This is a genomic window from Nocardia vaccinii NBRC 15922 (genome assembly GCF_001613305.1).
Classification (GTDB): Bacteria; Actinomycetota; Actinomycetes; order Mycobacteriales; family Mycobacteriaceae; genus Nocardia; species Nocardia vaccinii.
Genome location: NZ_BDCC01000071.1, coordinates 41,562 through 59,419, shown reverse-complemented (window position 1 = coordinate 59,419; position 17,858 = coordinate 41,562). Strand labels below are relative to the sequence as shown.

General features: G+C 64.7%; 20 protein-coding genes and 3 pseudogenes. 5 read left to right on the top strand and 18 right to left on the bottom strand.

Annotation, left to right across the window (positions count from 1 at the left end; all coding sequences use genetic code 11):
- Positions 1 to 80 precede the first annotated feature (80 nt).
- From NV1_RS36050 to NV1_RS36040, 3 genes are all read left to right on the top strand, one after another.
- On the top strand, positions 81 to 971 hold the full coding sequence (locus NV1_RS36050; RefSeq protein WP_245714095.1) for an SDR family oxidoreductase: 891 nt from the start codon (positions 81 to 83) through the stop codon (positions 969 to 971).
- 35 nt (positions 972 to 1,006) lie between these two features.
- Positions 1,007 to 1,942, top strand: a complete 936-nt coding sequence (locus tag NV1_RS36045; RefSeq protein ID WP_067902158.1) for a dihydrodipicolinate synthase family protein — start codon at positions 1,007 to 1,009, stop codon at positions 1,940 to 1,942.
- A 96-nt stretch (positions 1,943 to 2,038) separates the two neighbouring features.
- Positions 2,039 to 2,944 (top strand): LysR family transcriptional regulator, encoded by a 906-nt coding sequence (locus tag NV1_RS36040; protein WP_067902228.1) that lies wholly within the window; start codon positions 2,039 to 2,041, stop codon positions 2,942 to 2,944.
- Positions 2,945 to 2,998: 54 nt separating this feature from the next.
- Here the strand turns inward: NV1_RS36040 and NV1_RS36035 are convergent, their stop codons facing one another.
- From NV1_RS36035 to NV1_RS36005, 10 genes and pseudogenes are all read right to left on the bottom strand, one after another.
- On the bottom strand, positions 2,999 to 4,135 hold the full coding sequence (locus NV1_RS36035) for an NAD(P)/FAD-dependent oxidoreductase (RefSeq protein WP_067902155.1): 1,137 nt from the start codon (positions 4,133 to 4,135) through the stop codon (positions 2,999 to 3,001).
- The gene (locus NV1_RS36030; protein ID WP_067902152.1) at positions 4,132 to 4,329 is read right to left on the bottom strand and encodes a ferredoxin; all 198 of its coding nucleotides are present in this window, start codon (positions 4,327 to 4,329) and stop codon (positions 4,132 to 4,134) included. The genes NV1_RS36035 and NV1_RS36030 overlap by 4 nt, the downstream gene beginning before the upstream one ends.
- A gap of 15 nt (positions 4,330 to 4,344) precedes the next feature.
- Positions 4,345 to 5,529, bottom strand: a complete 1,185-nt coding sequence (locus NV1_RS36025) for a cytochrome P450 (RefSeq protein WP_067902149.1) — start codon at positions 5,527 to 5,529, stop codon at positions 4,345 to 4,347.
- Positions 5,513 to 5,791: pseudogene (locus NV1_RS47080) on the bottom strand (FAD-dependent monooxygenase); the annotation flags it as partial. The gene NV1_RS36025 and the pseudogene NV1_RS47080, both read right to left, overlap by 17 nt.
- A gap of 60 nt (positions 5,792 to 5,851) precedes the next feature.
- Positions 5,852 to 5,998: pseudogene (locus tag NV1_RS46110) on the bottom strand (FAD-dependent monooxygenase); the annotation flags it as partial.
- Complete coding sequence (locus tag NV1_RS36015; RefSeq protein ID WP_067902143.1) at positions 5,995 to 6,351, bottom strand: DoxX family protein; 357 nt, start codon at positions 6,349 to 6,351, stop codon at positions 5,995 to 5,997. The gene NV1_RS36015 and the pseudogene NV1_RS46110, both read right to left, overlap by 4 nt.
- Entirely contained in the window at positions 6,348 to 8,252 is a 1,905-nt protein-coding gene (locus tag NV1_RS36010; RefSeq protein WP_245714094.1) for an acyl-CoA synthetase, read from the bottom strand. The genes NV1_RS36015 and NV1_RS36010 overlap by 4 nt, the downstream gene beginning before the upstream one ends.
- A 7-nt stretch (positions 8,253 to 8,259) precedes the next feature.
- The gene (locus NV1_RS47245) at positions 8,260 to 8,376 is read right to left on the bottom strand and encodes a fumarylacetoacetate hydrolase family protein (RefSeq protein ID WP_444980814.1); all 117 of its coding nucleotides are present in this window, start codon (positions 8,374 to 8,376) and stop codon (positions 8,260 to 8,262) included.
- Between the two features lie 28 nt (positions 8,377 to 8,404).
- Positions 8,405 to 8,665, bottom strand: a pseudogene (locus NV1_RS42800) (fumarylacetoacetate hydrolase family protein); the annotation flags it as partial.
- Positions 8,662 to 10,407, bottom strand: a complete 1,746-nt coding sequence (locus NV1_RS36005; RefSeq protein ID WP_067902140.1) for a bifunctional 3-(3-hydroxy-phenyl)propionate/3-hydroxycinnamic acid hydroxylase — start codon at positions 10,405 to 10,407, stop codon at positions 8,662 to 8,664. The pseudogene NV1_RS42800 and the gene NV1_RS36005, both read right to left, overlap by 4 nt.
- A gap of 322 nt (positions 10,408 to 10,729) precedes the next feature.
- Here NV1_RS36005 and NV1_RS36000 point away from each other — a divergent pair, with 322 nt between their 5' ends.
- Positions 10,730 to 11,398: a TetR/AcrR family transcriptional regulator gene (locus NV1_RS36000; protein ID WP_169813493.1), complete on the top strand. Its 669-nt coding sequence runs from the start codon at positions 10,730 to 10,732 to the stop codon at positions 11,396 to 11,398.
- 31 nt (positions 11,399 to 11,429) lie between these two features.
- Here the strand turns inward: NV1_RS36000 and NV1_RS44130 are convergent, their stop codons facing one another.
- The 8 genes from NV1_RS44130 to NV1_RS35965 all read right to left on the bottom strand — a co-directional run bounded on the left by NV1_RS44130 (position 11,430) and on the right by NV1_RS35965 (position 17,015).
- Positions 11,430 to 11,639, bottom strand: coding sequence for an MmyB family transcriptional regulator (locus tag NV1_RS44130; protein ID WP_281181946.1), 210 nt, complete (start codon positions 11,637 to 11,639; stop codon positions 11,430 to 11,432).
- A gap of 15 nt (positions 11,640 to 11,654) precedes the next feature.
- Complete coding sequence (locus tag NV1_RS35990; RefSeq protein WP_067902133.1) at positions 11,655 to 12,020, bottom strand: helix-turn-helix domain-containing protein; 366 nt, start codon at positions 12,018 to 12,020, stop codon at positions 11,655 to 11,657.
- A gap of 12 nt (positions 12,021 to 12,032) precedes the next feature.
- A complete protein-coding gene (locus NV1_RS35985; RefSeq protein WP_067902131.1) occupies positions 12,033 to 12,533 on the bottom strand; it encodes a nuclear transport factor 2 family protein in 501 nt (166 codons plus the stop codon).
- 9 nt (positions 12,534 to 12,542) lie between these two features.
- Complete coding sequence (locus NV1_RS35980) at positions 12,543 to 13,340, bottom strand: 2-keto-4-pentenoate hydratase (protein ID WP_067902122.1); 798 nt, start codon at positions 13,338 to 13,340, stop codon at positions 12,543 to 12,545.
- A gap of 17 nt (positions 13,341 to 13,357) precedes the next feature.
- Complete coding sequence (locus NV1_RS35975) at positions 13,358 to 14,221, bottom strand: fumarylacetoacetate hydrolase family protein (RefSeq protein ID WP_067902119.1); 864 nt, start codon at positions 14,219 to 14,221, stop codon at positions 13,358 to 13,360.
- Positions 14,222 to 14,257: 36 nt separating this feature from the next.
- On the bottom strand, positions 14,258 to 15,373 hold the full coding sequence (locus NV1_RS35970; RefSeq protein ID WP_067902115.1) for a DUF3500 domain-containing protein: 1,116 nt from the start codon (positions 15,371 to 15,373) through the stop codon (positions 14,258 to 14,260).
- A gap of 265 nt (positions 15,374 to 15,638) precedes the next feature.
- Positions 15,639 to 15,800, bottom strand: coding sequence for a hypothetical protein (locus tag NV1_RS44125; protein WP_157117598.1), 162 nt, complete (start codon positions 15,798 to 15,800; stop codon positions 15,639 to 15,641).
- Between the two features lie 108 nt (positions 15,801 to 15,908).
- Complete coding sequence (locus tag NV1_RS35965; RefSeq protein WP_084526327.1) at positions 15,909 to 17,015, bottom strand: porin PorA family protein; 1,107 nt, start codon at positions 17,013 to 17,015, stop codon at positions 15,909 to 15,911.
- Positions 17,016 to 17,238: 223 nt separating this feature from the next.
- Here NV1_RS35965 and NV1_RS35960 point away from each other — a divergent pair, with 223 nt between their 5' ends.
- The gene (locus NV1_RS35960) at positions 17,239 to 17,745 is read left to right on the top strand and encodes an alpha/beta fold hydrolase (RefSeq protein WP_157117597.1); all 507 of its coding nucleotides are present in this window, start codon (positions 17,239 to 17,241) and stop codon (positions 17,743 to 17,745) included.
- The last annotated feature ends 113 nt before the right edge of the window (positions 17,746 to 17,858 follow it).

Below are 17,858 nucleotides of genomic sequence, written 5' to 3'. Positions count from 1 at the left end.
CAAATCTATCGAAGTGGAGAATCCCGCTTTCCATGGTGTGATTACCTGGGTACGCTGCGCGTATAAGCTCAGCTTATGGGGTGGTTCGGGAATTGTTATTGGTTCTCCGTCAGTTGTCGGTGTTAATGTCACGCGAAAAACAAATGAGTTTCTGGTCATTCCGAGAACGAGAACGGAGCAGTTTCATGGACCTGGGGATTGCCGGGCGTAATGCGCTGGTGCTGGGCGGGGGTGGGGGTATCGGCGGCGCGGTCGCCGAGCGCCTCGCCTCCGAGGGCGCGGCGGTGGTGGTGGCCGATATCGCGGCGGAAGCCGCCACCGTGCGCACCGACGCCATCACCACCGACGGCGGACGCGCGGTGGCGCTGGAGTGGGATATCTCCGACCCGTCAATAGTCGAGGAACGGGTCGCGTCCGTCGAAAGCGAACTCGGTCCGATCGACATCCTGATCAACAACACCGGTGGCCCGCTGCCGTCGCCGATCGGCGGGCAGCCGGCTACCGCCTGGCGGCAGAGCTTCGAGTCGATGGTGTTGTCGGTCATCACGATCACCGACCGGGTGGTGCCGGGTATGCGGGACCGTGGCTGGGGCCGGGTGATCACCAGCACGAGTTCCGGTGTCGTGGCACCCATTCCGAATCTCGGTTTGTCGAACACGCTGCGCGCAAGCTTGTTGGGATGGTCGAAGACGCTCGCGCGCGAGGTGGCCCCGGACGGCGTGACGTCCAACGTGATCGTGCCAGGACGAATCGGTACCGGCCGCACCGACTATCTCGACCGCGCCAAGGCCGAGCGCGACGGCAAGAGTGTCGATCAGGTACGCGCGGAGAGCGTCGCCTCCATTCCCGTCGGCCGTTACGGCGAACCGGCCGAGTACGCCGCCGCGGTGGCGTTTCTGGCGAGTGCACACGCGGCATATATCACCGGCTCGGTCCTCCGTGTCGACGGCGGCTTGATCGCCAGCATCTGACGAGACTACGAACAGAAACGAGAAGGGAATCCCACATGGCCGTTGTTACCCGGGAAACCTCCGGCGTGTTCGCCATCGCTCCGACACCATTCGACGACCGAGGCGACATCGACTATTCCTCCCTGGGCCGCCTGATCGATTTCTACGAGGGGACGGGCGTGACCGGGTTGACTTTGCTCGGTCAGCTCGGCGAAGCTCCTAAGCTCTCGCACACCGAATCTGTTTCCGTAGTTTCCTACGTTCTCGGCAAAACCACTCTTCCGGTCGTGGTCGGAGTCTCGGCGCCGGGTTATGCGCCGATGCGTTCGCTCGCGCAAGAAGTCATGGCCGCCGGCGCAGCCGGTGTCATGGTCGCACCGCCCAACACCTTGCGCGCCGACAGCCAGATCGTGGGCTATTACGAAGGCGCAGCCGCGGCCGTGGGGCCGGAGACTCCGCTGGTGCTGCAGGACTATCCACTGTCGTTCTCGGTGGTGATCACGCCTTCGGTCATCGCTCGGATTGCTCGCAATATCCCCAGCTGTGTAATGCTCAAACACGAGGACTGGCCGGGACTCGACAAGATCACCACACTGAGGCATCTCGAGGCCAACCAGGACATGCCTCGCTTGTCGATCCTGTGCGGCAATGGCGGACTGTTCCTGGACTTCGAGACCGAGCGTGGCGCCGACGGTGCGATGACGGGTTATTGCTTTCCGGAACTGCTCGTCGATGTCGTTACCCGGACCGCAGCCGGGCGTCGTGAGGACAGTCATGATCTGTTCGACGCGCACCTGCCGCTGCTCCGCTACGAGCAGCAGCCGGGGATCGGTTTGGCGGTGCGCAAGTACGTGATGAAACGTCGCGGGCTATTGACCAGTGATGCGCAGCGGACGCCCAGCGGCGTACTGTCGGAGCACACCCGCTCCGAGGTGGACTACCTGCTCGAACGGCTCGCTCGCCGTGACCCCCGCGTCGTGCTCGTGGGCTGATCGTGCCGAGTCGGCGCGCTTGTGCCGGTGCCAGCGGCCACCACGCGACCTACACCGCTACAACCGGTCACCGGGGGAGAGGAGGTGCTGTCGGCGATGCAGTTGCGACAGCTTGAGTATTTCGTCTTGATCTGGGACACAGGCTCTTTCAGTGCGGCGGCGACACGGTTGTATGTGTCGCAGCCGTCACTGTCGCAGCAGATTCGGGCTCTCGAGAAGGAGTTGGGTTCACCCTTGCTCGAACGCGGACACCACGGCCTGTCGCTGACCCCTGCGGGTCGGGCTCTACTGCCGATCGCGCGTCGGATTCTCCACGGGGTCCAAGACGCGTCCGATGCTGTTCGGCACGTGGTCGACGGAAGCAACGGTGATGTACACGTGCTCACGGTCCGGTCGGTGGCCGCGGGAGTTTTGCCGCCCAGTGCCGCGCGTTGGCATGCGATGTATCCCGACACGGTGCTGCGTTTACATGACTTCTCCCACCGTCGCGATCTCGAAGCGGCCACACGCGCCGGTCGAGGCGATCTGTCGGTAGGGCCGCGCCCAGTCGGTTGGGACGGACCGGTGGTGTCGCTCGGCTATGAGGAGATGGTGCTCGTCGGCGCGGAGGAGCACGTGCCCGGCACCGTCGCCGCCCCGCAGGAACTCGCCGTCGCGGACTGGGTTCTCTACGAGCCCGAACAGGGGATGAGCGAGGTGGCCGACTGGCTGGCGGCCACCATCGGCTTCGCTCCGCGCGTAGTCGCCCGTACCGGCCAGGTCGCCGCCGGGTTGTCCTTCGCCGTCGAGGGATTGGGCGTTACCTTGGCGCCGGCGAACGCGGTACCCGGCGGCTGGGCACGTCACACCCGCCGGATCGGCTCGGGAGTTTTCCGCGAGATCGTCGCCTACAGTCGCCAGGCTCCTCCGCAGTTGGCGGACCGCTACCGCGAGCTGCTGGCCGGTATAGAACTCCCGCTTCTGGACGCATCATCACTTCCTGCAGGGGCGTTGCGCTGCTGACGACGGCGAAGGGGAAGCGGAGATGAGGGCGCTTCGAGTAATTCACCAGGAGGCTCAGGGAACCAGCGACGCAGCCATCATGCGGAGCTTGGTGACCGGCTTACGGATGCCGTAGGCGACGAGCGCGGCGCCTTCGCCGGCGCGGTTCCAGGTGAGGAGGGCGGACCCTGCGGTCGGGTCACCGTCGATGTGGCTGGGTGTGCCGATCAACGGCAGGGACCCGACGACTTTGATGCTCATTCCGAGGATCTCTGTCCAGAAGTAGTCATCGCTCGGTGCCGATGTCTGTGTGTGACCGAGCGCTGACGCGGCAGCGACCCGTCCCTGCGCGACGGCATTGGACCAGAACGCGGACCGACGGTCCGTGTTCCGCGGGTAGGACACGTCTCCCGCAGCGTAGACATCCGGAAAGGCTGTGGCACGGGCGTGATCGATGCCGATACCGATGTGATCGGCCAAGCCGGTGCCGTGTAGCCAGGCCGTGTTGGGCGTTTCTCCGACGCAACTCACCACGAGGTCCGCCGGCAATTCGGTACCGTCGGGCAGGGCTATACCACGTACCGGATTTCCGGAAAGGGAAACGAAGCCCGGCGTTCGAATGAGCCGAACACCGTTTCGCTGAGCGCGTTCGGCGATCAGCTCCGACAGATACGGCCCGAGGACCCGTTCGAGTGGGCGGTCGACGTCGACTACGGTCACCGGGATATCTCGGGCGGCGCACGCGCTGGCCACCTCCATGCCGAGGAACCCCGCACCGATAATGATCGCTGAAGTGGCGGTGTCGAGCCGCGTCCGCAGGGCTCGTGCATCCTCGAGCGTCCGCAGTACGAGTTCACCGTCCTGGTCTGGCCGGGCGAGTCGTCTTGCTTCCGCGCCGGTCGCGATGATCAGCGCGTCGTAGCCCACGATGTGTCCGCCGGCGGTGGTGATTCGCTTGTGGTCGAGATTCGCGCCGACGGCTGCCGAACGTACCTCCTCGACGTCGAGGCCGTCCAGGTGATAGCTGAGCGTGGTGTCGGCGGAGTCGTCTTTGAGGACGGTCTTCGACAGCGGTGGCCGGGAGTAGGCGCCGTGTGGATCGGCTCCGATGAGAGTTATCCGGCCACCGTGTCCCAGGGTCCGCAGTTCACGTGCGGCGGTCACTCCGGCGATCGAATCGCCGACGATGACGACTGCGGCGGATCGGCTCATCGCTGCTCTCGCAGAGCGGCGACCGGGCAGGAATTGATGGCGGCCCGTGCGAGGGCGATCTGCCCATCGGGTACATCTGTGCCGTTGAAGTGATAGATCAATTCACCCTCGTCGTCGAGACCGAATACGGCCGGTGCCTGTTCGGCGCACAGCCCATGACCCTCGCAGCGGTGGTAATCAACGGTGATTTTCATCTGGGAACCTCTCTGTCAGGTGGGAATCAGTTGCAGGGGTAGGCGATTGAAGCGGTGGATGATGTTGTTCATGGCCCATTCGGTGGGGCCGGTGATCTCGATGCGGTCGACTCGGTCGACCAGGGCGCGCAGGATGGCCTGGGTTTCCAGGCGGGCCAGACCTTGCCCGGCGCAGCCGTGGGCCCCGTGGCCGAAACCGAGTTGACGCGAGGCGTCACGACGAATGTCGAAGGTGTCCGGGGCATCCCACTCGAGGGGGTCACGGTTGGCGGACCCGTACATCACCACCACTCGGGAGCCGGAGGGGAGGCTGGTACCGGCGATCTCGGTATCGCGGGTGACCTTGCGGGAGAAGGCCCGAACGGGCGACGCGAGGCGGACAGCCTCGTTGACAGCGTTGGAGATCAGGCCGGGGTCGGCCTTCAGCAGGTTCCACTGATCCGGGTTGGTGGCGAACAGGTACAGCGAGGCGGAGATGGCACCGATCGTGGTGTCCAGCGACGGCGCCAGGTAGTCCAGCATCAGCGCTGGGCATTCCGCGTGGGCGAGCTTGCCTTCGTCGGCGGCTTGCAGCACGTCGTGTCCCGCGCCGCCGGGCTTTATATCGCGATCCCGGGAGATGCGCCGGGCGAAGTGCATCATTTCCAACCCGGACGGCGCCGCTCGTGCCGACCGCAGATTCAGTGGGCCGAGGGCATTGAACGTGGCTCCGGCCCAGCGTAGGAGATGTTCGCGACCGTGGTCGGGCCACCCGATGAGGTCGGGCACGACCGACATCGGCAGCGCGGTGGCCAGGTCGACGCCATCGATGCTCCCGCGTGCGACGGCTTCCGCGACAACCGCGGTGGCTTGTTCATCGATGGTTTCGCGCATCGACCGCAGCGCTCGTGGGGTCAGCCGGTGGGACAGGAGAGCGCGGCGCCGCGAATGTTCGTCGCCGTCGCTGTTGAGCGTGGTCCCACGGGAGAGGCGATTGGTGATCGGGTTCAGCCCCACTCCTTCGCCGGACACGAAGGCTTCGTCGTCGAGAAGTACCTTCTTGCACTCGGCATAGCGGGGCAGTGCGTATGCGCGTTGTCTGGCCAGCCACACCACGGGTCCGAGCTCGCGCAGACGGGTGTAGTGGGGGTAGGTATCGCGGATCGCCGCCTCGGAGTAGAGGTCCGGCTGATAGGCCGGAACGTCAGCACGCTTGGGCATCGAAGCTCCTATCGTCGGTCTCGGCGCCATCGTTCGCGGATGGCGGCGGAGTACGAATATCGAAGTGGGGGAGAACAGCTTGCAGATCCGAGACTCGTCTGCCGGCCTGCTGGACGATGCCGTCCGGACGGATCAGCACGGCGTCTGCAGGTGGTTTTCGCTCGGTCTCATAGGTGTCGAGCACGCTGGCCGGCAGGGTGCCGGCGAGAACACCGGCGAGTTTCCGGGACAGGCTGGCCGCGTCGCGCAGTCCTGCACCCACACCTGCACCATGACCCTCGGCGGTGACCGCGGTGACGTCGACGTCGCCGCGGTCACCGCCGAGGCGTACCGCGCGTGGCCGCGGGGGCACGGTTCCCCACCGTTCCAGCACCACACATTCGATTCCGTACTGGGAGAGCAGGATCGCGGTGGTCGGTCCGGTGGGGCCGGCCCCCACGATGACGACCGGCGCATCGTGGATGTTCATCGATCTACTGTCAGGACCAGTGCGACGTAGCTGATGGCGAGGAAGAACGTCACAATCGCGGGTGCCGCCTCCGAGAGCTTGTCATGCACTCGCAGGTGCGTCGCGATGGCACCGACCATCAGCAGAACCAGACCGATACCCGCGGCCAATCCCGCCGGCCACCAGACGGTCCCGGTCACCAGCCCGGCAGCAGCGGCAACTTCGAGGGCCCCGATCACTCGGTAAGCCGTCACCGTCATACCGACGTGGGCGGCGCGGTCCCGCATTTGCTTCGCAGCGGCGAGTTTCAGGATGCCGAACACTGTGAACTGCGCGGCCAGTAGCACTGTCAGCGTAATTGTCGGGATGCTCATGGCCGGCTCACTGCCTTCCAGGTCAGGGCGAACGAATTCAATGCCGTCTCGACAGCGGCGTGATCGGTATCGCGATCGGTTTCGATGGTCGCGACTACCTCGCCGTCAGTGATCGCCGCGGTGACGACGTGTACTCCGTCGATGTGGGCGAGGGCTTCGGCGACCGCGCGTCGCGTCGCGTCGGCACGCAGTCCGAGCTTGTAGGGCTTTCCGACGTCGGTAACCGGCAATGCGTCGAACACGAGCACCGCCTTCGGCGCGGCGGCGGGTTCGGGAACCCGCTCACACGCCCACTCGAGCAGCTCGGATTCGGTGGTGGTGGCACCGGTGCTGAGGACCACGTAGGCGATCGGTACCTCGCCGGAGTGCGGGTCAGGACGGCCGACCGCACCTGCCGCGGTGACGGTGGGATGCGACAGCAGCGCGTCTTCGATGGTTGCGGGATCGATGTTGTGTCCGCCGCGGATGATCAGGTCTTTCGCCCGCCCGTGCAGGTGGATGAACCCGTCGCTGTCGATATGCGCTAAATCGCCGGTTTCGAGCCAGCCGTTCGCCACGCTGCCGAGACTGTCGAGCACATGTCCGTCTTCGTTGCGGTCGATGACATATCCGGGGAATACCGTCGGGCCGCTGACGCACAGTACACCGGTGGCTCCCGGGGGCAGGTCCTCGCGCGAGCCGTCGTCGCCGACGTTGACCACCTTCACGTGCTGGTAGGGCATCCGCTGCCCGACCGAGCCGGGACGGGGCCGCTCGGGAAAGCTGCGCGCGGTTGCGCAGGTCGCCTCGGTGAGTCCGTACCCTTCCACGAGCGTGACTCCGGTATGGCGCTCGAAGTTGTCACGGACTGCCGGTGGGAGTGGCGAGGCACCGACCATTGCGTAGCGAAGAGTGCTGATATCGGCGTCGAGCGGGCAGTTGGCGAGTACCGCGTACACGGTGGGGACCGCGCTCATGGCGGCAATGCGGTAGTGCGCGACCATCTTCCAGTAGTTGGCGTACAACGCGAAATCTCGGTACCCGAGCGGGCCCGCCCAGACCACCTGCTGCCCCTTGAACAGCGGCGCGAGCACGGTGACCACCAAAGCGTTCACGTGGAAGAGTGGGAGTGCCGCGAAGACGACATCGTCGGTGTCCAGGAGCGAGTTGGCGGCGATCATCCAGGCATTGGCTACTTCACCGCCGTGGGTGTGGGCCGCGAGTTTGGGTACACCGGTGGTGCCGCCGGTGTGGAACAGGCTCGCCAAGTCTTCGGATCTGGGGGGCTCGCCGGAGAAGCTGCTCGAAGTTTCGTCGGAGGCGAGCGCATCCAGGTATCCGGTGTGTGCTGCCTCGAGCGCGGGCAGCGTCTGGATCGCGTCGGCGTCGGTCGAGCGCAGTACGAGGACGACATCGACAAGACCGTCGGTCGCCAATGCCGCTGCGGACTCCCAAGTCTCGGGTGAGAGATCAGGTCCGGCCGCGATGAGAACTCGTGCGCCGGAGCGACGCAGAAGTTCCTCGATGTGGGTGCCCGAGAGGGCAGCATTGATCGGGGCGGCGATTCCGGCCAGCTGCGCGGCGAGGGTGGCGGGAACGAGCTCCGCGCAGTTGGGTGCCATCAGCGCGACCGCGTCGCCGCGGCCGACACCGAGTCGACGCAGCAGGTTCGCATAGCGATGCACGTCGGCGAGAAGCTCACCGAAGGTGCGCCGGACCGGTTCCTGCCAGCGGGCGGCCTCGCACAGCACAGTGAGTGCGACCCGGTCGGGCCACAGGTGTGCGGCGCGAGCGAGCAGAGCGTACGTCGACTCTGGCAGGCCGCGCTCGGCCAGCGGGATGGATTCGATGGCGCACAGGTCGCCCGGTTCGGCGTAGCGAGGCCACAATTCGGCGGTGGCCGCTGCATTGTCGGTGATCACTTGTACCTCACTGTGGTGCGCTGATCGCGGTCCCGGCCGGGGTTCCGGTGAGGATCAGATCCCCGGCATCGAGGCGTTGAAAGCGAGTGAGCGCCTGGAGTGCTTCTGCGGGCTTGTAGATCATGTCGGCGACGGTCATGTCTTGCCTGACCGGTGGCCGGATCACAACCGGAATCCTTCACGTGCGACACGAAATTGGTCATCTGCGCAACGATGCGGCAGGGCGCAGTCACCGGTGAGAGCAGCGAAAGGCTCTCGACGGGAACGAGGTCGGTCGCGGTGCGGGCCGCCTCGACTGCCGTACGGTCGGCGAGTAGCTCCTTGGTGGTCGTGGCGGACGTATCCATACGGGCGGCGCCGGCGAGTGCCTGCACCCACCACGCGTCCCTGGTGCGGAGCACGGAAATGCTCATGAGCTGGCTACTTTCAGTAGACTGCGCAAGCGGTGGAGATCGAGTGGGGGCAGCCCCCAGAGCCCGCGGGCGCGGAAGCCGATGTCCGCGGTGGCGGGGTCCAATTCCCGGAGACCGGTTCGCCTGAAAGCCGCAGTATGCGACTGCAACTGGCTGGTTCCCGATTCATTCGATATCTGCTGCATCAACTCCCGAACAGTGCTGTCCAGCTCGGTCGATGAGGGGTTGGCGCAGATATAGTGGTCAGGACGGAGCACGACGAACGGCTGTCGCTTGAAGTACGGGCGGGCAACTTCGTCGAGGTCTTCGAGGATCTGCTGTGTCGCATCACAATGGACGGGGCGTCGCCCTGGTGAGGTCAGTGTTACATAGGTTGCCTCGAGGACATTGTCGGCGATGCGGCGGCCGAATGCCGACAGCGCTTCGCGCGGATCGGCTTCCCAACCGATGATGCGCCAGCCAGAGCCTGCGATGTCGTCGAGCCGATGTTGTGTTCCGCTGAAGGTTCGCATGAGCGGCTGGGGGAACAAGCGGCCGACCGGCGAACGCAGCGAAGGCGATGCCAGAAGCAAACCGCGTCGGTACCGGGCGGGCGGGCGCCACCGGCCTTGGCGAACGCGTTCTCGAAATGGCGGGATACTCAGGAGCGCCCAGCCCCCCGCATCGCGAATCGTCGCTGCCGAACGCGATTGCATGGTGACCAGACGGCCGGCCCGGACCGACATCTTGGTTATCGCGTCGGCGTGCGGCCGACGCTCTGCCTCATAGGTCTCGAGGATCCGCAGGGGCGCACCATCGTTCACGACTGCCGCGATCTTCCAGGTCAGGTTCGTTACATCGCGGATTCCCGAGTTCAGCCCCTGTCCGATCATCGGAGGCATCAGATGGGCAGCGTCCCCGCACAGCAGGACCCTCCCGACCCGCCAGTGCTCAGCGGTCTTGGCTTGGAAGGTGTAGATGAGATGACGCAGGATCTCCGCAGTGTCGGGGTCGGCGTCCTCAGCGATCACCCGTCGCGCGGCCTCCGGTGTGAGGATCTCGTCGCGATCCTCCCACGGCATTACCTTCCGTTCCCAGCGGTGCCCTCCGGCTGCGAGTCGACCTGTCAGGCGAGGTGCCGCCGGGTTCAGCGTCATCTGGAAATAGGGAATATGAGCAATCGGCTGCGGCAGTTTCGCATCGACGATGAGCCAGGTATCCGTGTATTCGGATCCGACCAACTGGACGCCGACCGCGTCGCGGGTTGCACTCTTGGCGCCATCGCAGCCGATGACAAAGCGTGCACGCTCGTTCGCAGTGCCGCCGTCACCGTGGCGAAATGTCAGTTCGACCCCTTGGTCGTCCTGCGTCAAACCGGTGAGCTGGTGGCCCAGACGGATATCGACATCCGAGTACTCCGCAAGGGCTGTCCGCAGTTGCTCATCCAGCAACGGCTGATAGATCGCCGACATCCACGGATGTCCCTGAAGCTGCTCCGTGGGCAGCGTTGTCGCGACGACCTTGCCACGAGCCGAGACCCACTGGGCGCCCGCCCCGAGGAGCATTTCGCCGGCGGCGCGTTCGTACACTCCCGCTTTTTGCAGCGTACGCAGGGCTTCACCGTCGAGCACGCCGACCCGGGGATTGGAGTAGACATCGCTCTCCCGCTCCAATGCGAGGACTTTCAAGCCCGCACGTGCCAGAAGAAGTGCCGCCAACTCTCCGACCGGGCCTAGGCCGATCACAGCAACGTCGAATGTCATGACAAGCCTCCACGACCCGTGAAAGCGGTTCCCTCGATGAGCGCATCGCCGAATACATGGCCGATCCGCGACTCGTTCATCGTGCGCGCGCTTCCGTCATGCAGTAGCAAGCGACTGTCAGGGATCATCGCTCCTCCAATTTCGACACCGGACGGGGTGTGCGTCATAGCCAACATGTCGGTAACAGTGTTGCCGTTATTATCTCTGCGGTAGCAGCCTAGCCAGTTCGTTGATTCAGTGTCAATGACTTAGAATCAATTTGTGTTTTGCCAGGTGGAGGGGCACTATCGGGCTCGGTGAGTGTTCGGCGATGGAGGGCGCGATGACAAGCACGACCGATGGGGGCCGGCTGACCTCGCGGGCTGCGCAGGCTGCCGAAACCCGGCGACGTCTCATCGATGCGGCGGTCGAACAGTTCGCAGAACGCAGTTACGACGAGGTTGCCGTGGCGGACATCTGCCAGGCTGCCGATGCTGCCCACGGGTTGGTATTCCATTACTTCGGTACCAAGCGTGGCCTCTACCTGGAGGCGGTACGGGAGACGTCGAATCGTGTCTTGCAGACCCACGTGCTGCGTCCCGGTATGTCGCCGGTCGAACAGCTTCGCAGTGCCTTTACCGCGCAATTCCGATATCTGGCCGCCCATCGAGGGCTCGCATTGCGTCTGGTGCTCGGCGGTCGGGGCGCAGATCCCGAGGCTTGGGAAATGCTCGAGGCAGGACGCTGGCAAACGATCGAAGCCTGGATCTCGCTGCTAGGTCTCGACCCGCAGAACCAGGCGCTGCGCATGATGCTCCGGTCGGTTGTCGGCGCGATCGACGAGGCTGCCGTGTATTGGTTGCAGAATGATGAGCCCTTCCCCGTGCAGGCAGTGGTCGAACGTCTGATCGAGCTGGCAGGCGCGGCGCTGCGGTCAGCCGTCACTCTGGACCCCACTCTCGATGCGAAGACCGCGATTCAGCCCTTGCTCGACGAGTTTTATGGATCCTGAAGGCCGGCAATAGAGTCCGCTGGTATCTCAGCTATCGGTCGAAGCGGATCGCTATCCGGTGTTCGCGTGGGTTGGCGGCCAGGGTGTGCAGCAGCGCGCGAGCGTGGTGGCTGTTGCGGTAGGGGCCGATGGCAGCACGAAATGCGGCGACCACATGAGGTGCTTCGTCGTCCCGGTCGACGACCAGCTCACGTGCTGCGGGCGGAAGAACCAAAGCGCGATGTTGTTGCCGGCCTGACAGAGGCCGGGCAGCGCGTCATACAGAGCCGGTCGCTGGCAGCAAGCACGGTCGACAGGGAGTGGTGTAGGCGTAGATAATGTGCGCGGCATCCAGATGTGCGAGGTGGGCGTTGACTTCCGGCGTCGCGATCCGGCGCCGTAGTTCGTCGTCGGCCGGAAGCCGCTGGGGCGGGTTCCGCAAGTCGTAGGTGTGGCGACGTTGAGCGGGATCGAGGTCGTAGCCTCGCACGATGCTGGCCAGGATATCGATGGTGGGAACGGACCGGTCGTGCTCGATCTTGAACAGGTAGGCCGTGCTGATCCGGGCGCGAGCGGCGGTGATCTGGCGTGACCAGCCACGCTCGTGGCGCAGCTGATCGAACCAGATGTGCAGGTCCGGCATCGCTGCCCGTTTCTATGGCGAACTTTGATCACGAATGCGCTGGAGAGGCAATCCTTCATCGTCGGTGAAGTACGGCGCGAATACGCGCTCCGAAACTCGCCACTGCCGCTCCCGGGTACGCACGTAAGCGTTCGCCGATACCGCTGTCATGATGGGCGCCGCGGACTTTCGCGGCGCGGGACCATCGGCCCCGTAGAGAGACATGATCGAGCGGGTTCGCGCCCGTTCGGTGGACCATTCGACCAGCGTGAAGTTGGCGACGAGGTGAAGTGTCGTACGGCTGCCGAGTGCCTTCCTGTTCTTGTAGAAGCGCGTGATGGCTTCCTGGCCTTTCATGCGTGAACCGGTTACGCCGATGTCGAACAGGCCGTCTTCGGTATAGAACTGCGGCGCCTGTGCGCCGTGGTTGAAGTCGACGTCATCCCAGTACGCGCATTCGAGCGCCCACAGTTGCGCCCACAAGGTCGTCGCGTCGTCCGATCCGGACGCCGCCACCAGATTACGCCAGTCCATCTGCCATCCTTATCGATCGGTTCCCACGAAACGAACTCCGAGGCTGCCAAGCCGGGAAAAGGTCACTCGCGCGTCGGTAAGGTTCTCGGCCGGCAGCGGCTCCGCGACCGATCCGGTCATGACGATCATGCCGGCGCGCAGCGCGCGGCCGAACTTCGCGAGGTTGTTCGCCAGAGCCACCACAACGTTGATCGGATCGCCCATCACCTCGGCGCCGGCGCCGGTGGCGACGACCTCTCCGTTCACCTCGACGACCGCACCCTCGTACCGCAGGTCGATGGACGGCCGCGCCACGGAGCGTCCGACGACGATGCTCCCGGTGGTCTTCTGCGTGGCCAGCAGATGCTGCTGGCTGCGCTTCTTCGCCAGTACGGCCGGCGACCACGGGGAAATCTCCATCGCGGGGAGGTAACCCTCGATCGCCGAGATGGCGTCGAAGTAGGTGACCCCGGGTCCGCTGAGGTCACGTCCGAGGAGCACGGCGACCTCCGCCTCGATGAAGGTCTTTCCCGGCCGGACGGCGAACGTCGCGCCCTCATCCATCAGGACAGACCGCATCAGCGTCCCCACGACCGGCGAAATGCCGTCGCCCAGCAACTCCCGCGCCGACCGCGTGGTACCGGCGGCCTTGTAGCCCACAATCGCGTCGCCTCTCGCGGCACGCCGGTCCATCAGGGCGAACTGGCACCAGTACGCCTCGTCCGCGGTCATGTCCGGACGAAGGGACAGAAGATCGCGATAAGGTTCGTGCCACATGTCGTGGCCGTCCAGGAACTCGAGCACTTCATCGGGCACGTCGGTGGACATACTGCTTGTCATAGTCATCACTCCGGGCATTCGTCGACGATGGTGTTCCGCAGGGTGCCGATTCCCTGCACGGTGACTTCGCAGGTATCTCCCGGCCGCATGAACAGCTGGGGTTTTCGCGCGAATCCCACCCCGCTCGGCGTACCGGTCGCGATCACGTCGCCCGGCTCGAGCGGAACAAGCGTGGATACATAGGCGATAATCGTGGGAATGTCGAATATCAACTGGCTCGTGCAAGCCTGTTGAACCACGGCGTCGTTCAGCCGGGTCTGGATGTCCAACCGGTGGGGATCGGCCACCTCGTCGGCCGTCACCAGCCACGGCCCGAGGCTACCGGTGTCGGCGAAGTTCTTGCCGGCGGTGATCTGGGACGTGTGGAACTGCCATTCCCGAATGCTCCCGTCGTTGAAACAGGAATAGCCGGCGACATGGCGCAGCGCATCGTCCCGGCGGATACGCCGACCTCCTGTTCCGATGATCACCGCGAGTTCACCCTCGAAGTCGAAGCTGTCGGTGCCGTGTGGCCTGACCAGGTCTCGCTGGTGACCCCGGATCGTTTCCGGGAACCTGGTGAAGATCGTGGGATGACCGGTCTCGGCTCGCGGAATTCCCGAATCGGCGACTTCGCGGCGGTGGTCCGCATAGTTCGCCCCCACGCAGAAGATGTGGGCCGGCCGGCGGACGACCGGATCGAAGACGATATCCCGCAGCGCGTGGTCCGGCGTTTCCCCGGCAAGGTCCGCGCAGTCGGCGAGCCGCTGATCCTGGAGCAGCCGGCGCAGATCGGAATATCCCAGCCTGGAGCCGACATCGATCACGCCCTCACCGTCCACAATGCCCAAGCTCTCGCGGTCGCCAATTCTGAACGATGTCAACCGCACGGCGAAAAACTCCTTCGTCGCCGTCGCGCATCGGAGTCAGTCATGGTCGTGCTCCGCTCCCACGTGGTTGTGCTCCGCTCCCACGTGGTCGTGCAGCAGGTGCTCCATCAGCAGATCCCGGCCGAAGTCGTTCGTGAGGTCGCGCCACACGGTGTGGATGTGGTTCGCGTTGTCCTCGCTGTTGTCGAACTCGATCAGGGTGACCGGGCCCTGAACACGGTAGTAGTGCCCCTTGCTGTGGTCCGTGCCGCCCGCCCACGCGAAGTGAAGACCATCGAGGCCGTGCTTCTCGATGCGTTTCCACTCCTGAGCCGCCAGGTCAGGCTGCAGCCGGTCGACGTAGCACGAGAGCAGGTCTTTGAACGCTCGCTGGGCCGTGCCGGGCAGCTCGCCGTAGGGGATTCCGCGGGGATGTGCCTTGGAGAACGTGAGTACTTCGCGGTCCTTGTCACCGATCACGAGGTCGTATCGGCCCGTAGGGTGTGAACCCGGTACTTCGGTGTCCGAAATCGTGCGCACGCTTTTGGTCACGAAATCGGTCGGCGACACATCATGAATGATCGCCTGATCGCGTTCCGTCGCGGTCAGGGCGCCCAGTAGCTCGAACCCGAGGTCTTCCTCCTCCGACAGGTGCCGCAGTGTCGAGAAGCGACCCGGCTCCGCGCCGATCATCATCGGCGTCGAGGCGAGCCAGCGCTGTTGCACGCAGGTGAAGCTCAGCGACAGGTGATGGCCCACCAGCCGCCATGCCCAGGTCTGATCCAACTCCGGCTTGCCGAAGAAGCTGAATACGTAGCGGAACGGATCACGGAAAGCGCTGGTCGACAGCCCGAAGACCTTCGCCTGGAGTTGGCGCAGGACGTGCTCGAGATTCATCGTCGTCGCGACCTTCGCATAGGCTTCCGGCCGCAGGCATTCCCCGACGAGTTGGTGGACCATGATCTGCTGGTCGACGGTCATGTCGCGCAGCGGCAGGCCCTCGCGACCGCAGGCCGGCAGGAAGTCCCAATTGTCGCGATCTTCGGAGTCGAACGGCAGGACCGCTCGTTCACGTTGCGCCGCCGTGAACGAGTCGAACAGCGTCATGGCGCTGAACAAGGCCAAGGTCGTCGCGAATCCGGATCCGTCCTCAGGACGGTCGATTGTCGTCATTCTGGCTCCTTTGCCTCACGAACGGTCTGGAGAGATGGCTACATGGGTTCCGGACTCGTCGCCCGGGGTGCATCGGTGCTTGCCCGTGCGATGTCACCAACCCCGTGTGATGTCTTACCGTAGCGGTAGCGCCGAACCGTGGTCAACAGCTGACCTGGGCAACTGGGCGGTGACTCAAGATTGGAATGACGCCTACGCAAACCTTTGACATATCACTTGCATAGTGTGATGTATAACGGTAGTACCGCGTCCAGCTGGCTGAGTGTTAGTCACGAAGTGCCGTGACGGTTTCGGTGACCAGCCCCATCTGACTGGTCCCGAAGTCCGTCACTCGCAGCGAATCCCGAGCTTGTCCGGCCAGCACCGCCACCACACTGATCCCGGTAGCCACTATGGCTGAACACGGGACCAGCGCGATGGCGAGCACGCGGGCGCGGATACCGCCTCGCGGTATCCCGCCACGGCGTACGAGCCGACGCCACTTCGGCGCAGCAAGAGATACCCAGTGCGATCTAGAGTGCTGCGCGCTCGCCGATCACACCTCCGCCCCGACTGCAGTCGACGAAGCAGGCTTCACAGGCCCCTCGTCGCGAGGCTTCCGCCGGATGACCGCGATAACGATCAGTACGAGCCCGGCCACCGCCAGCGCTGCGGGCAGTAGCTCGGATATCGCCATGAGCAGCCGCGCTGCCGTCTTCGCCTGGCCGACAGCGTGAGCCACATCCTTGGGGTCCAGCTGGACGTCGACGGCCATGACGGGCAGTAACGGCGTGGGATGTCCGGCGACGTCGACATTCGCGACGATCTGCTGCTTCAGGGAACCACCAAGTGGCATCGACAGCGTCTTGTCCAGCGAGAATCCGTAGTCGGTCTGCGCCCGATACTGCACGGGAACAAGGTCGGGCATCCCGGCAACCTGCTCCGGAGAAAGAGCGGACCCGCCGCCGGCTTGCATGGCCGCCAACTGCGCGACCGCGGCCTTGGGCAGGGCCGGCGGCAATGCCCGCAACAGTCCTGGGTCTGCAACGGCCCCGGCAGCGTCGACGGTGTAGACGAGCGCGTCCCGATCCGAGACCCTGCTGGACGCAAGAAAATTCATCGGATACGCGCGTGCGGTGAAGGCGTCGTAGAAGGAGTACTTCCCGTCGGCGGCAAGGTTGGGCGGAAATGCCCCGACATAGCCCGTGTGCATGTCGACTTTCACTCCGTCAGGAGGAGTTGCCGGGTCCATGGTCGAGCGGTTCAATGCATATGTGTATTTCGCGGGAACCTCCAGCCCGCCCGGCCCGCGAACCGTGATGGTCACGTCGAGCACCGCCGTGTCGCCGCGCGTCTGCGCGACACGGATGTGCTGCTCGACAGTGACCGGCACATCCTTGGCAATCGCCCGAGCGAGATCACCCGATTGGAATGCGGTCGGGTTCATCAACGTTCCCGTCCCACTGAAATGTGAGACGGCGTCGAGGTTGGCCGGCAATTTCGAAGCCGATGGCGCGACGACGAATCGAAGCACGACGGCGCCGGCTATCAGCAGGGCTCCCAAGACGGCGAGAGCAATGGAAGTTCGACGGATCTTCATGGATTTCGTCTTCCGACTGGTTGGATCCCGGGCCTCAGAACGGCTCATCGACCGGGCGGTCACCCGCTTCGCGGAATGATGTGCCAGAGCATAAGTTGTGATGTGACACACAGTCAATGGGATGTTTCAGCGCGCGGCTTGTTCCGTAGGACGGAACAGCTGCTGGGAATCGGCGGCGAGAAGTGGAAGCCTCGAGGGCGCGACGCCAATTCTGCCCATCGACCGGTCAGCGTTCGGAGATGAGCAATGACGCAGACTCCCGGTGCCCCGTTTCCACAAAAGCACCGTGACCGCCGAACGCACTCACCAGAGCACGCTCGGACCACTACTCGCCGTGGCGGTCGAGAAGCTGGTCGGCGGACCCTGCTACCTCCTCGGGACGCCGATGGGCGGCGTCCACGCCTTATATGTGGGCTCCCTGCTTCCCGAGCGGGTGCTCGGCGTAGTCCTAGAGGGGTCGATGGCGCCGGCGCTGCCCGGGGAGGATCTGTACCCCTGTGCCGGAGGCAACCCGCCGACGGTGGATACCCGATACCGGACCCGCGCCCTCGTAAGGCCATGGGCCACAGCGGAATTCGTCGGTCAGCAGATGGCGAACCGTACCCGGATGTTCGGGTTCTTCGACATGGAGGCCGCCGACGCCATAGAGACCATCGCGGATCACGAGATCCCCGTGCTGGCGTTGCTCGGAGCGGACGACGAAATCCTGCGTCCCACACAGGAACAGCGCATCCGCGAGCGGATTCCGCACGCCGAATTCCACCTCGTGGAGGGCGGCGCTCACGATCTGTAGAGCACCGTCCCCGAGACCTTCGTAAGCCTGGTCGAAGACTTTCTTGTCTCGACCGACACGAAATCCCGATCATTGCAGGCCTGAAGCGGTGAACCTCCGGGCCGCCGACACGT

Coding starts and splice junctions, on each gene's coding strand:
- NV1_RS36000 (WP_169813493.1), top strand. CDS start 10,730: ATGACAAGCACGACCGATGGGGGCCGGCTGACCTCGCGGGCTGCGCAG.
- NV1_RS36045 (WP_067902158.1), top strand. CDS start 1,007: ATGGCCGTTGTTACCCGGGAAACCTCCGGCGTGTTCGCCATCGCTCCG.
- NV1_RS35985 (WP_067902131.1), bottom strand. CDS start 12,533: ATGGACTGGCGTAATCTGGTGGCGGCGTCCGGATCGGACGACGCGACG.
- NV1_RS36040 (WP_067902228.1), top strand. CDS start 2,039: ATGCAGTTGCGACAGCTTGAGTATTTCGTCTTGATCTGGGACACAGGC.
- NV1_RS35990 (WP_067902133.1), bottom strand. CDS start 12,020: ATGCCGGACCTGCACATCTGGTTCGATCAGCTGCGCCACGAGCGTGGC.
- NV1_RS36005 (WP_067902140.1), bottom strand. CDS start 10,407: ATGACATTCGACGTTGCTGTGATCGGCCTAGGCCCGGTCGGAGAGTTG.
- NV1_RS36025 (WP_067902149.1), bottom strand. CDS start 5,529: ATGCCCAAGCGTGCTGACGTTCCGGCCTATCAGCCGGACCTCTACTCC.
- NV1_RS36030 (WP_067902152.1), bottom strand. CDS start 4,329: ATGAAAATCACCGTTGATTACCACCGCTGCGAGGGTCATGGGCTGTGC.
- NV1_RS36035 (WP_067902155.1), bottom strand. CDS start 4,135: ATGAGCCGATCCGCCGCAGTCGTCATCGTCGGCGATTCGATCGCCGGA.
- NV1_RS35970 (WP_067902115.1), bottom strand. CDS start 15,373: ATGACGACAATCGACCGTCCTGAGGACGGATCCGGATTCGCGACGACC.
- NV1_RS35980 (WP_067902122.1), bottom strand. CDS start 13,340: ATGTCCACCGACGTGCCCGATGAAGTGCTCGAGTTCCTGGACGGCCAC.
- NV1_RS36015 (WP_067902143.1), bottom strand. CDS start 6,351: ATGAGCATCCCGACAATTACGCTGACAGTGCTACTGGCCGCGCAGTTC.
- NV1_RS47245 (WP_444980814.1), bottom strand. CDS start 8,376: ATGATCTACAAGCCCGCAGAAGCACTCCAGGCGCTCACTCGCTTTCAA.